Origin of the sequence: Shewanella waksmanii, assembly GCF_043643685.1 — a bacterium.
In the GTDB taxonomy this organism is placed as follows: Bacteria; Pseudomonadota; Gammaproteobacteria; order Enterobacterales; family Shewanellaceae; genus Shewanella; species Shewanella waksmanii_A.
The window spans coordinates 153,423-172,027 of sequence record NZ_JBHZSN010000005.1 but is presented as its reverse complement, the minus strand read 5'-3'; the positions used below and the strand labels follow the sequence as shown (position 1 = coordinate 172,027).

Annotated in this window: 16 protein-coding genes; 12 read left to right on the top strand and 4 right to left on the bottom strand. The window is 44.5% G+C overall.

What is annotated here, in order from left to right:
• Positions 1 to 95: 95 nt before the first annotated feature.
• Positions 96 to 2,201: an EAL domain-containing protein gene (locus tag ACHUFW_RS09525; RefSeq protein WP_394202525.1), complete on the bottom strand. Its 2,106-nt coding sequence runs from the start codon at positions 2,199 to 2,201 to the stop codon at positions 96 to 98.
• A 287-nt stretch (positions 2,202 to 2,488) separates the two neighbouring features.
• Here ACHUFW_RS09525 and ACHUFW_RS09520 point away from each other — a divergent pair, with 287 nt between their 5' ends.
• From ACHUFW_RS09520 to ACHUFW_RS09510, 3 genes are read left to right on the top strand one after another with little or no spacing between them, the layout of a single operon-like run.
• Positions 2,489 to 4,087, top strand: coding sequence for an EAL domain-containing protein (locus ACHUFW_RS09520; protein ID WP_394202524.1), 1,599 nt, complete (start codon positions 2,489 to 2,491; stop codon positions 4,085 to 4,087).
• Complete coding sequence (locus ACHUFW_RS09515; RefSeq protein WP_394202522.1) at positions 4,080 to 4,412, top strand: hypothetical protein; 333 nt, start codon at positions 4,080 to 4,082, stop codon at positions 4,410 to 4,412. The genes ACHUFW_RS09520 and ACHUFW_RS09515 overlap by 8 nt, the downstream gene beginning before the upstream one ends.
• Positions 4,413 to 4,456: 44 nt before the next feature.
• Positions 4,457 to 5,095: a class I SAM-dependent methyltransferase gene (locus ACHUFW_RS09510; protein ID WP_394202520.1), complete on the top strand. Its 639-nt coding sequence runs from the start codon at positions 4,457 to 4,459 to the stop codon at positions 5,093 to 5,095.
• A gap of 15 nt (positions 5,096 to 5,110) precedes the next feature.
• Here the strand turns inward: ACHUFW_RS09510 and ACHUFW_RS09505 are convergent, their stop codons facing one another.
• Positions 5,111 to 5,818 (bottom strand): flagellar brake domain-containing protein, encoded by a 708-nt coding sequence (locus tag ACHUFW_RS09505; protein ID WP_394202519.1) that lies wholly within the window; start codon positions 5,816 to 5,818, stop codon positions 5,111 to 5,113.
• 530 nt (positions 5,819 to 6,348) lie between these two features.
• On the opposite strand from ACHUFW_RS09505, the gene ACHUFW_RS09500 reads away from it, so the two are divergent.
• The 3 genes from ACHUFW_RS09500 (at position 6,349) to ACHUFW_RS09490 (ending at position 9,759) form a co-directional block, all read left to right on the top strand.
• The gene (locus tag ACHUFW_RS09500) at positions 6,349 to 7,668 is read left to right on the top strand and encodes a M16 family metallopeptidase (RefSeq protein WP_394202888.1); all 1,320 of its coding nucleotides are present in this window, start codon (positions 6,349 to 6,351) and stop codon (positions 7,666 to 7,668) included.
• Entirely contained in the window at positions 7,665 to 9,110 is a 1,446-nt protein-coding gene (locus ACHUFW_RS09495) for a M16 family metallopeptidase (protein WP_394202518.1), read from the top strand. Before ACHUFW_RS09500 ends, ACHUFW_RS09495 begins: the two co-directional genes overlap by 4 nt.
• Positions 9,111 to 9,237: 127 nt before the next feature.
• Positions 9,238 to 9,759 (top strand): hypothetical protein, encoded by a 522-nt coding sequence (locus tag ACHUFW_RS09490; protein ID WP_394202517.1) that lies wholly within the window; start codon positions 9,238 to 9,240, stop codon positions 9,757 to 9,759.
• A gap of 39 nt (positions 9,760 to 9,798) precedes the next feature.
• Here ACHUFW_RS09490 and trmL read toward each other — a convergent pair whose 3' ends face one another.
• Complete coding sequence (gene trmL, locus ACHUFW_RS09485) at positions 9,799 to 10,263, bottom strand: tRNA (uridine(34)/cytosine(34)/5-carboxymethylaminomethyluridine(34)-2'-O)-methyltransferase TrmL (protein WP_394202516.1); 465 nt, start codon at positions 10,261 to 10,263, stop codon at positions 9,799 to 9,801.
• 267 nt (positions 10,264 to 10,530) lie between these two features.
• On the opposite strand from trmL, the gene katE1 reads away from it, so the two are divergent.
• The 3 genes from katE1 (at position 10,531) to acuI (ending at position 13,787) form a co-directional block, all read left to right on the top strand.
• On the top strand, positions 10,531 to 12,042 hold the full coding sequence (gene katE1, locus ACHUFW_RS09480) for a catalase KatE1 (RefSeq protein ID WP_394202514.1): 1,512 nt from the start codon (positions 10,531 to 10,533) through the stop codon (positions 12,040 to 12,042).
• Positions 12,043 to 12,152: 110 nt separating this feature from the next.
• Positions 12,153 to 12,614 carry an ankyrin repeat domain-containing protein gene (locus ACHUFW_RS09475; protein ID WP_394202513.1) on the top strand — a complete coding sequence of 154 codons (462 nt, stop codon included), beginning with the start codon at positions 12,153 to 12,155 and terminating at the stop codon, positions 12,612 to 12,614.
• A 192-nt stretch (positions 12,615 to 12,806) separates the two neighbouring features.
• The gene (gene acuI, locus ACHUFW_RS09470) at positions 12,807 to 13,787 is read left to right on the top strand and encodes an acrylyl-CoA reductase (NADPH) (protein ID WP_394202887.1); all 981 of its coding nucleotides are present in this window, start codon (positions 12,807 to 12,809) and stop codon (positions 13,785 to 13,787) included.
• Here the strand turns inward: acuI and ACHUFW_RS09465 are convergent.
• On the bottom strand, positions 13,777 to 14,712 hold the full coding sequence (locus tag ACHUFW_RS09465; RefSeq protein WP_394202511.1) for a LysR family transcriptional regulator: 936 nt from the start codon (positions 14,710 to 14,712) through the stop codon (positions 13,777 to 13,779). The two genes, acuI and ACHUFW_RS09465, sit on opposite strands and share 11 nt — an antisense overlap.
• Positions 14,713 to 14,950: 238 nt before the next feature.
• Here ACHUFW_RS09465 and ardA point away from each other — a divergent pair, with 238 nt between their 5' ends.
• The 3 genes from ardA (at position 14,951) to ACHUFW_RS09450 (ending at position 18,325) form a co-directional block, all read left to right on the top strand.
• Complete coding sequence (gene ardA / locus ACHUFW_RS09460; RefSeq protein WP_394202510.1) at positions 14,951 to 16,471, top strand: acrylate reductase flavoprotein subunit ArdA; 1,521 nt, start codon at positions 14,951 to 14,953, stop codon at positions 16,469 to 16,471.
• A 27-nt stretch (positions 16,472 to 16,498) separates the two neighbouring features.
• Entirely contained in the window at positions 16,499 to 16,852 is a 354-nt protein-coding gene (ardB, locus tag ACHUFW_RS09455) for an acrylate reductase cytochrome subunit ArdB (RefSeq protein ID WP_394202506.1), read from the top strand.
• Between the two features lie 330 nt (positions 16,853 to 17,182).
• Complete coding sequence (locus tag ACHUFW_RS09450) at positions 17,183 to 18,325, top strand: DcaP family trimeric outer membrane transporter (RefSeq protein WP_394202504.1); 1,143 nt, start codon at positions 17,183 to 17,185, stop codon at positions 18,323 to 18,325.
• The last annotated feature ends 280 nt before the right edge of the window (positions 18,326 to 18,605 follow it).

Sequence of the window (18,605 nt, the reverse complement as noted above, 5' to 3'; positions counted from 1 at the left end):
GGGATTGGGGGTTGTGTCATCGCGTTGTCCATGCAGGGAGGCAACGCTCTTAAGGGAAACCTAGGTGGCACAGCTTCCCGTTAATTTTATCGACGCTAATCGTCAAAATTATCGTTAGTAAACTGCTCGGCAGCACTGGGGTGTCCGAAGAAATACCCTTGGGCAAAGCCTTTCCCCATCCGAGCTAACAATTCTTTTTGTTGGCGAGTTTCTACACCTTCCACTACAAAACTAATGTCCAATGCTTGGGCAAGCTGGATCATTGCCTGACAAAGCTCTTTACCTTGTGGCTCACTTAAGCGTTGGGCAAATCCGGCATCAATTTTTAAACTATCAATGGGCAGCGACCCAAGCTTGCTCAAGGATGATAGCCCTGCACCAAAGTCATCAATGGCGATTTCAATGCCTAACTGCTTGAGTTTCAACAGTGTGGCTTTAATCAGCTCTGGTTGTCTTAACAACGCAGATTCAGTGATTTCTAACACCAAACCATCAGCGGGAAGCTGGCTGGTAGCCAATGCTGTTGTGACATGTTCAATAAAGTCTGGGTGGGCCAATTGGGTTGGCGATATATTTACGCAGGCTTTAAGGTCGGTATCATGGCTAGCACGCCACTGTGCAATTTGACCACAAGCCTGGTTTAGCACCCATTGACCTAAACTAATCAGTAATCCTGCTTCTTCTAGTAGCGGCACAAAATCGACGGCAGGAACGATGTCACCATTGGTTTTTTGCCAGCGCAAAAGTGCTTCTGCGCCAATAACACTATTGCACTCTAAATTAACAATGACTTGGTAAGCCAACTGGAACTGATTCAAGCTGTGGGCGTGTCTAAGTTCACTGAGCAACTTGAGTTTTTTCTCCGCATCTTCGTGCATGTTGGCACTGTAAAATAGCAGATGGTTGGGGTTTTTCTTGGCGCAATACATGGCCGTATCGGCAAAGCTCAGTAGTTGTGATGCTTGATCGCTGTGTTCAGGAAACAGCGCAATACCGACACTAGTACCTAAATAGAATTTTTGCCCGTCAATCTCAAATGGGGCATCGAACATCTGCATGATTTGCCGTGAAGCATCTTCAACTTGTTGTTTATCACTGCAGCCTTGTAATACAACCGTAAACTCATCACCGCCCAGACGTGCTATATCCGCATTTTCAAGGCAACAGGCTTCTAATCTTGCGGATACTAGCTGCAGAACTTTATCACCAGTAGCGTGACCAAAGCAGTCGTTGATGTTCTTAAAACCATTGAGATCCATAAACATCAACGCGCCAATTTGCTCTGGATACTGCTTACTCTCAGCTAGTGCTTGGTCTAGGATCTGTTTGAGGTGGTGACGGTTTGGCAACCCGGTGAGCGTATCAAATAGTGCTTGTTCGGTCAGGCGGTCTTCCAGCTTCTTTTTGGAGCTAATGTCACTGAATAAGGTGATAAAGTAGCTGGTTTTATCTGTGTGAATTTTGCGGCAACTCTTCCATGCGGGAAAGCGACTTTTATCTGAGCGCTGCATTTCAAGCTCGCCTTGCCAGCTGCCGCGCTCTTCAAGCAAGTTAAGGTATTCTCTCTCTGCCAAGTCATCCGAGGGGCAACTATCAATAAAGTCGCGGCGACGCCCTAATAATTGATCGGCACTGTAACCACAAATGCGGCACATGGCTTTGTTTACCGCAATAATAGTATGGTTGATATTTGTGATATAAACCGCTTCAGCACTGTCTTCAAGGGCAATTGACAGGAGTTGTTTAGGTAAACTCTCAAAGCCATTTTTGCTAACTTTCCGCTTCTGGCTGCGGCGATTCATTGGCGTAAATTCGGCAATGAGTACTGTTTGTGCATTGAGCTTGGCAGGGTACAGAGTCACTTTGGTTGGGAGTTCAGTACCTTGTTGGCTCATATGTAGCCAGTTAAAGGATTTGATCTCACCCATTGCGGCTTCTTGCATCACTTGCTGAGCGAACTCAACACTATTGCGACCCGAGGACTGAATTCTGGGCGAGTAATCGTAAGGTGTTGCATTGATGAAGTTTTCTGCTTGGCTTTCAAAAAATGCCAGCGTTTGCTCGGTGGCGTGGATGAAGTGAAATCCCTTGATGACGGCAAGCATTGGAATGGTCGCTGTAGAGCGCCACAGGCTGAGCTGCTGTTGAGTTTCGCTATGGGCGGAACTCAGCTGGCTTAACGTGTCAGACCATAGGTCCATGCGTGAAACTCCCTTATCACCATCCTGCAACAGCTGGGGTTGTATCCCTATTAATACGCGATGACGGATTGAAACTTGTTGTTATTGGTCTAAAAGTAACCTTTATTGCGCGATTACTCAAACGAGTTGGTTAAATTTCGTGTATGTTAAGCATAAATTACTAATTATTTAGCACATTGCCGTTGAATCGTCGCTAAAATTAACCGCAATAGCTTTTTGTTCTCGTGTCAGGATGATTTATACAAGATGGTTAACTTTACTGTTTTTTATCAAGGATGTAGTTGGTTATGATGTCGTCGTCGGCCAGGCGCCGTACCTTGAGGCTGTTACTAGGTGTTGTCATGGTGATGCTCGCGCTAAGTTGCGGTTATTTTTACAGCGCGTGGACACTGAAAGATGATGCGCTAGATGATGCCAATAAGTTGCTTAATTTTGTTGATAATAAACTGATGATTGCCGAGCGTAGCTTGGAAGAGCTTAATCGACTCAATTTTAATCAGTGCGACGCCGAGGGGCGTGAAGCCCTAGAAGGGTTTATCTTCAACCATTTGGGGTCTGGATTATTTTTAATCAGGGATGTGGACGCGCCGCCATGGACTTATTGTTCGGTGGTGGGCAGCTTAATCATTGAAGATAGCGACCGAAATCCTGCTCGATTTCTTTTTCTAGACGGTGACAAGCAGAAAAAACCGTTGGCGGTGATTGGTCATCAATGGCAAGGACAAAAGCGTCGCGACCTATTTATCGGTCTTGTCGGTGAGGATCGGGTTAATGCCGTAAGGGTGGCGTTGGGGGATACCGCTTTTTATGCTCACAAACGCGAGCTTAAGCAGTTACAGATTGTGCTCAAGCTAAATAACGATATTGAAATTATGACCCTGGGAGCAAAATTAGACAGGGTGGCATTTCGGATGCAAGCCGCCAGCGAAATTTATCCCATTTATACATCAATCAACATCAGTCAGTCGGCGTTAATTGCCACATTCAAACAGAGTCTATTATTCACTTTTCCGATTTCTGCTGTGGTGACATTGATGCTGTATTACTTGCTGTCGATGTTTCACACTTTACGTAACTCATTGAGTTATCAGTTACAAAAGGCTGCAGAGCAGGGGGATTTTATTGCTCATTATCAGCCGATTGTTGATGCTAAAACTGGTCAAGTTGTTGCTGCAGAAGCACTATTGCGATGGCGAAAGCCTGATGGCAGTATTGAGCCGCCAGGGTATTTTATTCAAACCTTGGAAGAAAGTGACTTAATTAACGAAGTGACCTTGCAAATATTGCGCTCAATTCCTCAAGATTTAGCCCCGATTTTGGCCCAGTCTCGATCGTTTCGGTGCAGTATCAATCTGGTCCCCAAACATGTTGAATTGCCGGATTTTTCAGATGAATTGTCGCGTCTGGCTGCTGATGGTTTTCCGACGATGCAGTTGGCGGTGGAAATTACTGAGCGTTTGCCAATGCATGATTTGGCCAGCGCCAATAAACACCTCAAGCTGATGCAATCATTAGGAGTTTGTGTCGAGCTTGATGATGCCGGAACGGGTTATGGTGGCTCATCCTATTTACAGGAGCTGAGCATTGATGTGATGAAAATAGACAAGTTATTTGTCGATACTTTGCTATATTCTCCGCAGAAAACCCAAGTGTTAGATGCCAATATTCAGCTTGCTAATATGCTAAATTTACAGGTGATTGCTGAAGGGGTTGAAACAGCAGAGCAATCGCAGGCGCTATTGCAAAAAGGGGTACGTTTGCAACAAGGATACCTGTTTTCTAAGCCTTTGAGTGCGGATGATTTTGTGGCATTTTGGCAAGCTGCGGCGTCAAATTCCGTCAGTGATGAATCTTTATTTTTAGCCAAAGGAGTGGTGGATGAATAGTCACAATTTTTTTCGGTTTATCGCAGGCATTGTCTTTGCCAGTGCGCTACCTCCCGCTATGGCCAACAGTGAAAAAAAGCCCACAAGTCAAGATATCGCCGCTAAAACTGAGCAGCAACAGCTACTAAAAGCGAAGGAGGCTTCACAGCAAACCCAGCAGCGTGAAAAGCAAGTATTGCAGCGGCAAGCATCTGGTGATTGGGAGGCTGAGCAAAAGGCAAAAGCCAATGCACAGTTCAATCAGCGTGAAAGTCGAGAACAGCGATACTTACGCGAAGCCAAAGAAGCAGCCGCAAAAGATCGTAAAATCCCTAAACCAAACTAAGTCATGATAAATTTAGGCCTTTGCTGCCGATTTTTGGAGTTTTTTTGAAGTATTGTCCCCTATGTGACAGCCAGCAACTGGATGACTTTCATCAAGATAAGTTTCGTCAATATGTGCGCTGTCAACAATGCGATTTAATCAGTGTCGCCGATAAATACTTGCTGACATCTGAGCAAGAAAAAGCCATTTACGATCAACATCAAAATGATGCTAATGACAGCGGTTATCGACGCTTTTTAGGTCGCGCTTGGCAACCTCTACAGCGCTATATTGATTCATCGATGCGCGGATTAGATTTTGGTTGTGGGCCTGGGCCGACAATCAGTGTGATGGCAAAAGAGCAGGGCATGAGTATGAGTGACTACGACTTGTACTACTTTAACGATCCACAGCTTTTACAGCAGCGCTATGATTTTATCACCATGACAGAAGTGATTGAGCATGTCGCCGATGCCAAACAGCTTGTAGCGCAACTAGACTCGTTAATGGCGGACTCTTCGGTACTGGTGGTGATGACCAAGCGTGCCCAACATGAAGCTGCTTTTGCTAAGTGGCACTATAAAAATGATTTGACCCATATTCGCTTTTACAGCGATAAGACCTTTATCTGGTTGGCCAATCACCTTGGCTGGCGATTGGAGTTTGCAGATAAAGATGTGGTGCTGTTATTCAAATCCACTTAGAGCAAGTGGTGAAAGCTACTGCATCAAATGGCTAAGGATCACCTTTTGTACAAACTGTTCAATGTCTTCCCCAGACTCGGACATGCAAAAACCATATTGGCATAATCCGGCTTGTTCAATAGGTTGGATATTTTTGATTTGAATGGGGATGTATAAAGTCTCCATCGAGTGTTCAATATTGACTTGAAGTTGGAACTCATCGTCGGCAGATGCTTCGGCAATCGTTTCACCTAAATAGGCGCCCCCCTTAATGGAGATGTCATCTAAATGGCCGCGGGAAATCGGTTTGACACTGATGTTATCGCCAGTGACATCAAGATTGCTATTGATTGAATAAATCGCTGCTTCAACGTGGATAGGGATCCGCGAGTGTTGCCTTAAGGCAACACTTTGTAGTTGTTTGGGGTATTCGATAATCAACCATTGACCCGCAGCATTGAGCAACTTTAAGATTTTACTGCGAAATGCCACTATATTTGCTTCAGGATCTTCTGCGTTAATGATGCGCACCACCACGCCTTGACCATGGGTGACAAACTCAGAAGCCAGTTGCCACTGTCTATCTTTGCCCAAGGCGAGGATCACCGCTTTGCCACTGTCGACACCAATAAGGCGAGTTTTCAAACGAATAGCTTGAGTTGGCGTTAACACCTGCAAATTGACTTCGGTGTTGCAGCTAATGTTGTCTAAATGAGCAAGATCTTTATCACTGGGGTTAGCCACTGACGATTCTCCTTAATGTGTCAATGAGGTAGCGCACATTTGAGCGCCCATCGGCTGATGAGGCGGACACTAATACCAATCGGCATAAAGATGTGATCGCTCAGCGAGAGTTTAGCGCTTGTGAGACAAGGTCATTAAATGCTCCTCGGTAACTGCTCCTGCGTTACTCTATGTTCAAGTTCGTTTACACAGTATCAGACGTGCTAAAACTCGCCCTTTGGGCGCTTTTTTTGGCTGCCTACTTCTTCGTTGAATAACTTCCCAATAGAACCACTATCCCTTAAGTTATTTGTCTCGAACTCGTTTGCCAAAAATAGCTCTGAGTCGATCGCTTTCTTGTGCCGATAGGTTCTAATACTAGCGAATAAACGTATTAAGTTACAAATAACTCGGGGGTAAACGCTGTCACTTGCTTGATCTTCTTAGCTAATTAGCTTTTGATAGTGAAGTTTTTATCGGTGCGGGATTGCATCGGTGATTTTGAATTAAATAATTTGCTCATCCAAAAGGGGCGACACATGAAGTGTAGAATGATGGCGGTCTGCTTGTCATTGGCGATGCTGTTGGTATCGCTGGCAACCAAGGCCACACAAGTTGAAGATATTAAGAGCTTTACGCTCGATAATGGTATGAAAATTATGGTGATTGAAGATGCTTCAATTCCTAATGCCAACATGTATTTATTCTGGAAAGTCGGCTCACGCAACGAAGTGCCTGGCATTACCGGAATCTCACATTTTTTTGAGCATATGATGTTCAACGGTGCCAAAAAATATGGCCCAAAAATGTTTGACCGCACCATGGAAGCCGCTGGTGGAGCAAACAATGCATATACCACTGAAAACCTCACGGTTTACACAAATTGGTTCCCAGCGAATGCGCTAGAGACTATTTTCGATTTAGAAGCAGACCGGATTGCTGATCTCGATATCGATCCTGATATGGTGGAGAGTGAGCGTGGTGTTGTGGCTTCTGAGCGCACGACAGGGCTAGAAAATTCTAATTGGCGCACCTTGCAAGAAGAAGTCAAAGGCGTGGCTTTTCGCGCGCACCCTTATAGCTGGTCGGTTATTGGTCATGAGTCTGATATCGAAGCATGGACCCTTGAAGACTTAGTGCAGTATCACAAAACTTATTATGCTCCGAATAATGCCGTGGTGGTGATTGCCGGAGATGTGAAACTAGCAGAAGTAAAAAAACTCGCTAATCAATATTTTGCCCCTATTCCGGCGCAAGCTCCGCCTAGAGAAGTGAAAACGGTTGAACCACTGCAAAAAGGTGAGCGTCGTGTGTTTGTGCAAAAGGCATCAGTAAGCACGCCTAATGTGATGCTTGCTTATCACGTTCCAGCTACCTCAAATGCAGACTATTATGCGTTAGATCTTTTAGCCTCAATTTTGAGTGAAGGTAACAGCTCTCGCTTATATCAAAACTTAGTTGAAAAGCAGGTGGCACTGAATGTAGAAACATACATGCCAATGAGCTTCGATCCTAACTTGTTCTACATCTTAGGTGTGGCCAATCCTGGGATCACCGCAGTTGAATTAGAAAAAGGCTTAATTGCAGAAATTAACCGAATTGCCGCAGAAGGCGTGACTCAGCATGAGCTAGACAAAGTCAAGAACATCAAGTTGATGGACTTTTACCGCGCCATGGAAACCATTAATGGTAAAGCCAATACCTTAGGGACCTATGAATTGTATTTTGGTAGCTATGCACAACTGTTTAATGCGCCTGAGCAATATAACAAAGTGACCGTTGCAGATGTACAGCGCGTCGCTCAAACCTACCTACGTCGTTCAAATCGTACCGTTGGTGTGTTAGCGGCAACAGAGGAGACAGATCAATGATATTTGCAAATTTAACCTCTGCACCGTTCACTAAGCTGGCTAAAGCATTTACCTTAGGTGCCGCAATCACCCTCGCAGGGTGTGCTACGACACAACCTTCTGCCGTCGTAGATACTGGCAGTTTTGTGGTGCCCGACTATGAAACTTATCAGCTGCAAAACGGCCTCACGGTGTATTTGATGCCACAGCGCGAGGTACCGCTGATCACCGTCAATGCTGTGGTTCGTGCCGGTGCCGTGAAAGATACTACCTCAGGTGTAGCAGCGATGACGGCGCAGGCACTGTTACTGGGCGCCAATGGCAAAAGTAAAACCGATATTGAACAGACGGTCGACTTTCTAGGTGCTTCAATTAATGCCGATGCAGGCAAAGAAGGTAGCTATATTGTCAGTGACTTTATGGCGAAAGATCTCAATGTGATGTTGCCTTTGGTGCGTGACGTGATGGTCAAACCTGACTTCTCTGCGGATGAGTTTGAGAAGTTGCGCCAGCGACAAATTGCCGGATTATCACAAGCTAAAGAGAGCCCTCGTCGAGTCATATCTCGTTATTTTGATAAGCTGATTTTTGCTGACCACCTTTATGGTAATGCCGTGTCGGGTAACAGTGATGCGTTGCAATCGTTAACAATTTCGCAATTGCGTGCGTTCCATCAGAGCTACTATCAGCCGAGTAACAGTGCGATATCGATTGTCGGTGATTTTGATGTTGCCGCAATGAAAACCAAGCTACAGGGCTTGTTTGGTGAGTGGGAAAATACCGAACAATTACAAGATGCGGCGCTTGATCGCGGGTTACCTAAGCTGGCAGCCAGCCAAGTGTTGTTGGTCAATAAAGGGGATGCCATTGAAACGACCTTTATGATTGGCGGCAAAGGTATTGCGCGCAGCAATCCTGATTATGTGGGTCTGCAGGTGATCAATACTATCTTAGGTGGACGTTTTACATCTTGGCTTAACGACGAACTTAGGGTTAACGCCGGTTTAACTTATGGTGCCCGTTCTGGATTCCGTGCTTATTCTCAAGCTGGCGTATTCCAAATCAGCACGTTTACCAAAAGCGAAACCACCAAAGAAGCGATGGATTTAGCGTTGAAAACCTATGCTAGATTATGGGAGCAAGGGGTTGATGAGCAAACACTGGCATCCGCCAAAGCTTATGTAAAAGGGCAGTTCCCACCTAAGTTTGAAACCAGTGCGCAACTGGCGGGCTTATTAGCCGATATGTACCTGTACGGTTTTGATGATCAATTTATCAACAACTTCCAAGCGCAGGTCGATGGCCTGACGATTGCCGAAAGCCAACGTCTAATCGCCGACTATTTCCCACAAGATAATTTGCAGTATGTGTTGATAGGCAATGCAGTGAAAATCGGTGACATTGCTAAGCAATACGGGCAAGTGAAGCAAGTTGATATTAAAGATGTCGGCTTTGGCCACTAAATGCTTAATTGAATAAAAATGCCAAAAAGCGCCCACCATGGGCGCTTTTTTTGTCATGAAAACATCAGTTGCACTGCATAGCGCTTGAATGATTAACTAGCAATAACAGGGAGTGGGGTTGCGAAATATGGCTAAGTTACAGATTGGATTATTGGTATGCTGCGTCATTTGGTTTTCGAGCGTCAGCGCCGCCAGTCAGCGCACTGAATTAGCCGAGCTTTGTCTGGCGTTAGCAGGTCAATGGCAAGGAGATGCAGCGCAACCTGATGGTGATGTTAGCGAAACCCATATTCAAGGTTTATGCAGTGCTGATAGGCAACAGTTAATGTTGTTTGTCACATCCTCAGGTATGGCGAAACTGTCGCAGTCATGGTGGTTTCGCCAGCAGGGCGATGAAGTGTTACTGACGTTTTATTCTGGTATCGATGAAGACAAACAACAGCGCTTTAGCCTGTATCAGCACAATGGCAATTATACCCTGTTAGGTGAGGGGCAGCGTTTATCTCGCCCCGCTTTAATTCAATTACGCTTTGATAAACATCAGCATGGGTGGTTATGGCGCCAAAGTGTTATGTACCTTGATGATGATAGCGATCAGTACCAGCTATTCCGTGGCATTGACATGACCAAAATGGCGCAGCCTAAATAACTTGTTATTCAAGCTGCCAGCGTGTCACTGTATTCAGAATTATAGCGCACCAAGATAATCTATTTGACGCCAAGCTTCGTAACTAATAATTGCTACGGCGTTTGACAAATTCAGTGAGCGACTGCTTTGCGCCATAGGGATACGCAGACGTTGGTCTAACGGCAGCGATTGGATAATATCGTTAGGTAGCCCACGAGTTTCGGGACCAAACAACAGCACATCATCTTTGGCAAACTGAAGTTCTGAATGTGGACGACTGCCTTTGGTGGTGCAAGCCATAATACGTCTACCTTGCATGGCGGCAAGAAAGGTTTGGTAGTCTTTGTGGCGAGTCACTCGCGTTAGATCGCTATAGTCTAGTCCTGCTCGGCGGAGCTTTTTTTCTTCTAAATCAAACCCCAGAGGTTCAATCAAATGTAATTGGCAGCCATTGTTTGCACAAAGGCGAATAATATTCCCCGTGTTGGGTGCGATTTCTGGTTCGTAGAGAGCAATATGAAACATGCCAATTTAAATCCATTGTTAGTTATTGCGCCAGTATACCTGCAGATGTGGTTGCTATCGAGCCTAGTTCACTCCAATCACGTGCCATCGATTATTACGATAAATCTCTCGCTCCTTTTTGTTTCAAGAAAACTGACTAAGCAATAACCTTCTTAATCTATTTTTACATTTAAGGTTATCTGTTTTGTTCGCTTTATTGGTTTGAAAGGGGGTGGCTATACTCTCTTTAAGCAGAAAGAGTTAAATCATGCATTTAGAGGAAACATTGTGCATATTTCAAAAAGTTTTTTGGTTCTATCTTTAGCATTTACTAGCAGCACTCAGGCAACAATATTAACTCGTGATAACGGCGCTCCAGTCGGCGACAATCAGAATTCCTTAACTGCGGGTAGTGAAGGTAGTGTGTTATTACAAGACGTACATTTGATTCAAAAGTTGCAGCGATTTGCAAGAGAGCGAATCCCAGAGCGCGTGGTACATCCTCGTGGTGCGGGTGCGCATGGTGAGTTTGTTGCCAATGGTGACTATAGTGAATTAACTCGTTCGGCTCCTTTTAGCGAAAAAGGCAAGGTGACCCCTGTTTTCGTTCGCTTCTCTTCCGTAATTCACTCTAAAGGTTCACCGGAAACACTAAGAGATCCTCGTGGTTTCGCAACGAAATTTTATACTGAAGAGGGTAATTGGGATTTAGTAGGTAACAATCTGCCAGTTTTCTTTATTCGAGACGCAATGAAGTTTCCTGATATGGTGCATTCTTTAAAGCCTTCCCCTGTGACTAATTTGCAAGATCCTAACCGCTTCTTCGACTTCTTCAGTCATGAACCCAGTGCAACGCACATGTTAACGCAGGTTTATAGTAATCTTGGTACGCCAGCAAGCTACAGAGAGATGGATGGCTGGGGCGTACATGCCTACAAATGGGTCAATGAACATAATCAGGTCCAATATGTAAAGTTTAACTGGAAAAGCCAACAAGGCGTCAAAGGCTTAACGCCAGATCAAGTTGTGGAAATTCAAGGCAATAACTTCAATCACATGACAGAAGATCTTTATAGGGAAATCGGTGCTGGCAACTTCCCAAAATGGGACTTATACGTAAAAGTACTTAGCCCTGATCAGCTTGACAGCTTTGAATATCATCCGCTTGATGCAACCAAGATGTGGCTAGATGTGCCAGAAACTAAAGTCGGCACGATGACATTGAATCGTCTACCAGATAATTTTTTCCAAGAAACAGAACAAGCAGCTTTCGCACCTTCAAACTTGATTCCGGGAATTGAGCCATCAGAAGATAGATTGTTACAAGGTCGAATCTTCTCTTATGCAGATACACAGCTGTATCGACTTGGCGCAAATCATTCACAGCTGCCTATCAACAGGGCTACTGTTGAGGTGCGTAATCATAATCAAGAAGGCGCAGCAAACATGTCTGTTGCTAGTTCAGAGGTTAACTATCAGGCGAGCCGTCAGCTTGATTTGGCCGATGACAACCAATACAGGGCTGTTAACACCGCTTTGGCAGGTACTGTGCAACAAGGTGCTATCGACAAACAGGATAATTTTTCACAAGCGGGTATATTTTACCGCGGGCTAAGCAAACAAGATCAGCAAGATCTGATTAGTAATCTGTCTGGCGATCTATCTAAAGTGAAAGATAGTAAAGTGAAGCATAAGATGTTGAGCTACTTTTACTTAGCTGATAAGCAATATGGTGAGCGATTGACTCGTGCTGTTGCAGGCGATTTAAGTAAAGTACAAAAGATATCTAAGTCACTTTAACTAATTAGGGCTACTTCCTTTTAAGATAAGTCCCACGACAGGTAATTCAACTCTTTCTGCCCTTTAGAGTACGTGTCGTGGGCAATTATTACAAACAGGCTTACGGTGTTATGAAAAAGCGATTCTTCTTTCCCTTTCTACTGTACTTCATCGTGCTACCTTCCAGCGCCAATGAGGAGGCTAAACTTGCTTTAACCGCAACTGAATTGACGGATTACTTTATTGCAGCTGCTAGAGTGGGGGACACAGAGGTGTTGAGCCAATATTTGGAGGCTGGTTTTCCGGTCAATCAAGTGAACCATCAGAGCTATACAGCATTAATGACTGCGGCCTATGCTGGTCAATATGATGCCGTAAAACTGTTGCTTGATTATGATGCTGACGCGTGTATCCAAGATAAGCGCGGTAACACTGCAATTATGGGAGCAGTGATCAAAGCTGAGTTAAGAATAACCCGCCTACTATATGGTCAAAGCTGCGATAGTAAATTGACTAATAATGCGGGCATGACACTAGAACAGTTTGCTCGATACTGGGGACAACAACACCAGTTGACTGATGTCACTCAATAACACATCTGTCTGTGTACAAGCGGCTTGGTTTCACGATTGCTGTGGAGATACCAGAGCGCACGAGTAGTGTTTTTTTGAGATAAGCTCTGTAGATCTATGTTGTCTGTACATGTCTACTATGCAAATAATGCACTTCAGTCATTACAAGATTTACACTAAGCTACATAGACTAACTTTCCATAGGAGCGAATGATGTTTGATGCATTGATTTTGACCCAAGAAGACAAACGAACCTTAGCTCATGTAGGCCAACTCAGTACCGAGCAATTGCCGGAAGGGGACGTGTTAGTTGAAGTCAGTTACTCATCATTAAACTATAAAGATGGTCTAGCCGTCACTGGTTTGGGCAAGATTATCCGCAACTTTCCTATGGTTCCAGGCATTGACTTTGCTGGGGTCGTAAAATCGTCGTCTGATCCACGTTACCAAGCAGGTGATGAAGTCATTCTGACCGGTTGGGGGGTGGGCGAAAACCATTGGGGCGGTATGGCACAACAGGCACGCGTGAAGGCCGATTGGCTTGTGCCGATGCCAAAAAACTGCACTGCAGAGAAGGCGATGGCGATTGGTACCGCAGGTTTGACGGCGATGCTATGTGTGCAGGCATTGCAACAAGCGGGTATTAAGCCCGAAGATGGTGAGATATTGGTCACTGGCGCCAGTGGTGGCGTGGGCAGCGTGGCGGTGACGCTATTAGCTAAATTAGGTTATCAGGTGGTAGCGAGTTCTGGCCGAGTGGCGGAAAATGGTGCTTGGTTAAAGCAGCTGGGCGCCAGTGATGTGATTGATCGCAGTGAACTCGCCATTGAGGCTCGTCCGCTTGAGAAACAGCGTTGGGCGGGTGTAGTTGATACTGTGGGTGACAAGGTATTAGCGACCGCATTAGCGCAAATGAAATACGGCGGCGCAGCAGCAATTTGTGGCTTGGCAGGAGGATTTGGTTTGCCGACTACAGTCATGCCGTTCATCTTACGTGGCGTCAACCTGCTCGGCGTCGACTCTGTTGCTTGTCCATTTGCAAAGCGTCAAGCTGCATGGCAGCAAGTCGTTGAGTTATTACCAGACAGTTACTATAGCCAAGCGAGCAATACTATCTCGCTCGCTCAGGTGCCAAAGTTTGCGCAAAAGATCGTTAAAGGTGCAGTGACAGGGCGGGTTTTAGTTAAGCTTTAACTTCAGTTTTATTATCTAATAGGTGGGCAATTGCACTTATCAGTGATTGCCTTAACCATTGCTTACCTTTGTCTAATTGTCCGCGAGAGTGCCAAAATAAGCTGTAATTCAGTGGCGCGATGGCAAAAGGCAGCGGCTTGATAATAAGTTGATGTTGCTCGGCGGCCAGTTGCGCCATGCCTTCAGGCAAAGTGATGATGGCCGGTTGCAGCGCGAGTAGGCTTAGTGCCCCATCTAAGTAGGGTGTTCGTAACAACTCTTTTCTTGGTGGGTGATGATCAATGGCACTGTCGAGCATTGCTTTAACGCCGTCACTGATCGCTGTGGTGATATGGGGATAGTGCAAGTAATCCGCTAATTGTAATGTTTTTTCCGCTAATGGGTGGCTCGGGGCCACTAAACAACTTACACCTACCTGACCCAATCCTTGACTGTATAAATGCTCGGTTGAACCGATAGCACGACAAATTGCCACATCAACGCCTTGCACACTGAGCTGAGAGAGCAGTGATTGATGTTGTACTGGCACAATCTCAATGCTGATATGGGGCGCTTGACGGTAAATGTCGGGTAGCGCGAAGGGCAGCAACGCTTGAATGGCAAAATCAGTAGCGGCAATCGTGAAGGTTTGTCGGCAATTCTCTGGTACAAATGCTTGGGGCGTCAGTACCTCAATTAGCTCGCTCAGCGGATGTTGCAATTGTTGATAACAATCCAAAGCAAACTGGGTTGGTACGAGTTGTTGACCGACGCGAGAAAATAAAGGGTCGTTTAGCATAATTCGTAGACGGCTGAGTATTCTGCTGGTGGCTGATTGGCTTAAATGTAATCGTTTCGCCGCTTGAGTGACACTGCGCTCTTCAACTAGAATTTGTAATGCAATCAAAAGACTAATGTCTTTCCGGTAAATTTCTTCCAATTCCATATCGATTTTCCGCGCCGTCGCCAATACTGGCTATTGTTAAGCTTATTGGCGCAGATATCAATTTGGAATAGCTTCCAAATTGTTAGCCATTGACCATTTCTGACGAAATTATAACCGCGAACAAATTTCTAACAATTGCTCCGAACTGTAGCGGAGCAATTGTGTCGCTATTCCCATTTTGGAACCCATTCCAGTTCTATGATGAAGCTGTCAATTAAAACAACAAGGGTGATGACAGATGAGCAATGTAGATCTGCTTGGACGCCGTAATTTCATTAAAGGTATGGGAGCTGCAGCAGGTGTTGCTATGGCCGCACCAGCAATGGCAGTTTCAGAGAAAGCTGACGGTGTAAAATGGGACAAAGAAGTTGAAGTCCTGATTATTGGTTCTGGTTTTGCGGGATTAGCAGCCGCAATCGAAGCCACTCGAAAAGGCGCGAAAGACGTGCATATTTTCGAGAAAATGTCTTATTTTGGTGGTAACTCCGCGATTAATGGTGGCTTATTTGCAGCACCTGGCACACCGATGCAAAAGAAAGAAGGCGTTAAAGATAGCGTCGATCGCATGGTTGCCGACCAAGTAGCTGCCGGTCGTGGTATTGCTGATGAAGCACTACTTCGCCATGTTGCAGAGCATGCTGTAGAAGCACTTGAGATGACATTTGAAGCGGGTAGTGAATACCACCCATACCTACAGCAGTTAGGTGGTCACTCTGTTGCACGTACTTATCAAACAACAGTAAGTTGCGGTGCCGGTATTACCCAACCTTTGCTTAAGATGTGCCGTAAACTCGGTGTGAATACCCATAATCGTTCTAAATTTGAAGGTTTCTTGGTTGGCGATAAAGGTGAAGTTGTTGGCGTGAAAATGCGTCAAAACTATCACTTCGGTGAAGACCAACCCGGTGAAGTACTTAATATCAAAGCCAAACGCGGCGTGATCATGGCTACCGGTGGTTTCGCGCAAAATGTTGATTTACGTATGGCGCAAGATCCAACCTTAACTTCAGAAGTGGGTTGTACTAACGCACCTGGTGCAACAGGTGAGGGCATGTACGAGATGTTCCGTCTTGGCGCCGTTCCTGTGCATTTGGCTCACATTCAGTCTGGGCCATGGGCATCACCAGATGAAGGTGGATTTGGTTACGTATCAAATTATTCGATTTATAACTTCCCTCATTCAATGGCGATTCACCGTTTAACCGGTAAACGCTTTATGGATGAAATTGCAGACCGTAAAACTCGTGCAGATGCTGAGCTAGCATGTCGCGACGAGAAAGGTAATGCATTGCCACCGATTTTGATCACTAGCTATAAAGATTCGAAAAAGCATCCTAATACCAAGAAAGTGATCAAGTACAACGTAGGTTGGAAGTTTGACAGTGTAGAAGAGCTTGCCAAGCACTTTGATGTACCGCTTAAACCATTAAAAGCTCAGATTGAAGAATACAACCGTTATGTGAAAAGCGGTGTTGATGAGCAATTTGGTAAAAACATGACCAAAGCTGCGGGCAAATACATTGAGGCACCATTCACTGTGGTTCGTCTATGGCCTAAAGTGCATTACTGCCAAGGTGGTGTACAGATCAATACTAAGGCTGAAGTTAAAGATAGCTTCACTGGCAAACCGATTGGCGGCTTATATGCGGCAGGTGAAGTCTGTGGCGGTATCCACGGGGTGAGTCGTTTAGGTAGCTGTTCCATTCCTGAGTGTATGGTAATGGGTATGACTGCTGCACGCTCAATCATGAAAGCTTAATTGGACCAACTTTAAGAGGAATCAATAATGAAAACACTGAATATTGTACTCGCACTGGTCCTAACCGGCTTAGTGAGTGTGTCAGCCCAAGCTGTTGAAATACGTGATCACCATAAAGAGGTGATTGGCAAAGACTGTAAAGCATGTCATGACAATGGTATTAAACAGTTCCCGTCAGACCAGGCGTGTTTACAATGCCATGATGTTGATGAGCTAGCGAAACAAACTGCGCGTAGTGAAGAAGACAAGTGGCAAAATCCGCACAATAACTTGCACTATGGTAAAGAGTTACCTTGCCAAGAATGTCATAGTGAGCACGAGTCTAAAAAGCCTATGTGCAGTAATTGCCATACGTTTAAATTTGACAAGCATAAAGAGTAATCTTTATTAATCTTGTGGCTCATTGATTAAATGAGCCACAACCATCTTCGTTTCATCTCTAGTAAATATCGATTTAACCTTTGCGGCTAAAATACTATAAGGATAAGTGGTTTTGTTTTAATAATCCCTGCATAAATAATATTTCACTTGTTTTAGCTTGGTGAGCCCCTTGATTTTATTAAGGGGCTTTTTTTGATCTTGTTAAAACTATTGTGATCATTTTGATTTTAAATTGTTAATCGTGAGTTTTGTTTGTTTTTGGAATTGTTTCCAAATGTATTATTTTTATGAATGCTAAGTTGCATTAATAAAAACAAAATAGGGTGATTGATGATGAATAAAAATATTTTGGCTTTGTCAGTTTTAGCTATTATTAGCGCGAATGCTAATGCTGGCGATACGAGTTTTAAATTCGGTGGATATGTAAAAACAGATGTCATGTTTAGCGATTATAGTAATGGCGCACCAGAATCTGGACATATATCAAGGCAGTTCTACGTACCAGGAACAATATATGGTAATGCCGATAACGGTAATCAAGTTGTTGATTTTCAAGCGCGAGAGTCGAGGTTTAATTTTAGTTCGATAAGTGACATTAATGGCCATCAGTTAAAAGGATTTATTGAGTTAGATTTCATGACCCATGCAGATGGAAATGAACGGGTATCCAATAGTTACTCTCCGCGGATCCGTCATGCCTTAGTGAGTTTTGATAATTGGCTGGTTGGTCAGACATGGACCACGTTCCAAAATCCGGCAGCATTGCCTGAAAACTTAGATTTTGTAGGTGCAGCAGAAGGGACGCCATTTGTACGTCAAACCCAAGTTCGTTATACCAATGGCGGATTCCAATTTGCGATAGAAAACCCAGAAACAACTTTAACGGATAATATAGATGCTGGCGCAGGCCGTATTACTAGTGGTAGTGGTATGGTGCCTGATTTTATCGCCCGATATAACATCAATACAGAAGGTGGCGCTAAATATACTGTGGCGGGTCTGATTCGCCAGCTTAATATCGATAATGCTGACTATGATGCCCAAGAGATGGCCTACGGGGTTAGCATGACCGGAATGATACCTGTTGGTGATGACGACTTGAAATTTTCAGCAACCGCGGGCTCGGGCTTAGGTCGCTATATGGCATTAAATTATGCTAACGCAGGGGTCATTAATGGTGAAGGCGATATTGAAACCATTGATTCATTTGGTGGATTTGTATCGTATCGGCACTGGTGGAGTGACAAGTGGCGCTCCAGCCTAACATTTTCGGGTTTTAAAGCAGATAACAACGAGAGTTTAACCGGTGGCTTAGTCAACAAAGAGTCCTACTCAGGTTACATCAACCTTTTATATTCTCCAATCAAGCCTATCACGCTTGGCATGGAGTATATGTACGCAGAAAATACGAAGCAAAATAATGACTCTGCAGAGTTAAATAGAGTCATGTTCTCTTTTAAGTACACCTTGTAATCTCGGTTGGATTTATAAAGGAATATATCAGGCACACAACAATGAAAGCTCCCATTCATTGTTAAGCCATGGACGGCGTGCCTGACATTGTTAACCAGCAATCTTATCTTTAATTATATTTTTTATTAAAACCCTGTCTTTTATTAAATTTCGCTTTATTTTTGTTCTCTAAAGAATGCATGTCTTCTTTATTTTTTGATTATTTAGGGTGTTATTTTGTTGGCTTTTTTGTTCGGTTTTTTTGTTGGTTATTGTGATATTGGCAACATGCTGTTGGTTT

What these genes read in the sequence shown, in the direction of transcription:
- ACHUFW_RS09525 (WP_394202525.1), bottom strand. Translation starts at nt 2,201, where the DNA reads ATGGACCTATGGTCTGACACGTTAAGCCAGCTGAGTTCCGCCCATAGC.
- ardA (WP_394202510.1), top strand. Translation starts at nt 14,951, where the DNA reads ATGAGCAATGTAGATCTGCTTGGACGCCGTAATTTCATTAAAGGTATG.
- ACHUFW_RS09500 (WP_394202888.1), top strand. Translation starts at nt 6,349, where the DNA reads ATGATGGCGGTCTGCTTGTCATTGGCGATGCTGTTGGTATCGCTGGCA.
- ACHUFW_RS09450 (WP_394202504.1), top strand. Translation starts at nt 17,183, where the DNA reads ATGATGAATAAAAATATTTTGGCTTTGTCAGTTTTAGCTATTATTAGC.
- acuI (WP_394202887.1), top strand. Translation starts at nt 12,807, where the DNA reads ATGTTTGATGCATTGATTTTGACCCAAGAAGACAAACGAACCTTAGCT.
- ACHUFW_RS09520 (WP_394202524.1), top strand. Translation starts at nt 2,489, where the DNA reads ATGATGTCGTCGTCGGCCAGGCGCCGTACCTTGAGGCTGTTACTAGGT.
- ACHUFW_RS09515 (WP_394202522.1), top strand. Translation starts at nt 4,080, where the DNA reads ATGAATAGTCACAATTTTTTTCGGTTTATCGCAGGCATTGTCTTTGCC.
- ACHUFW_RS09465 (WP_394202511.1), bottom strand. Translation starts at nt 14,712, where the DNA reads ATGGAATTGGAAGAAATTTACCGGAAAGACATTAGTCTTTTGATTGCA.
- ACHUFW_RS09490 (WP_394202517.1), top strand. Translation starts at nt 9,238, where the DNA reads ATGGCTAAGTTACAGATTGGATTATTGGTATGCTGCGTCATTTGGTTT.
- ACHUFW_RS09475 (WP_394202513.1), top strand. Translation starts at nt 12,153, where the DNA reads ATGAAAAAGCGATTCTTCTTTCCCTTTCTACTGTACTTCATCGTGCTA.
- ACHUFW_RS09495 (WP_394202518.1), top strand. Translation starts at nt 7,665, where the DNA reads ATGATATTTGCAAATTTAACCTCTGCACCGTTCACTAAGCTGGCTAAA.
- trmL (WP_394202516.1), bottom strand. Translation starts at nt 10,263, where the DNA reads ATGTTTCATATTGCTCTCTACGAACCAGAAATCGCACCCAACACGGGG.
- ardB (WP_394202506.1), top strand. Translation starts at nt 16,499, where the DNA reads ATGAAAACACTGAATATTGTACTCGCACTGGTCCTAACCGGCTTAGTG.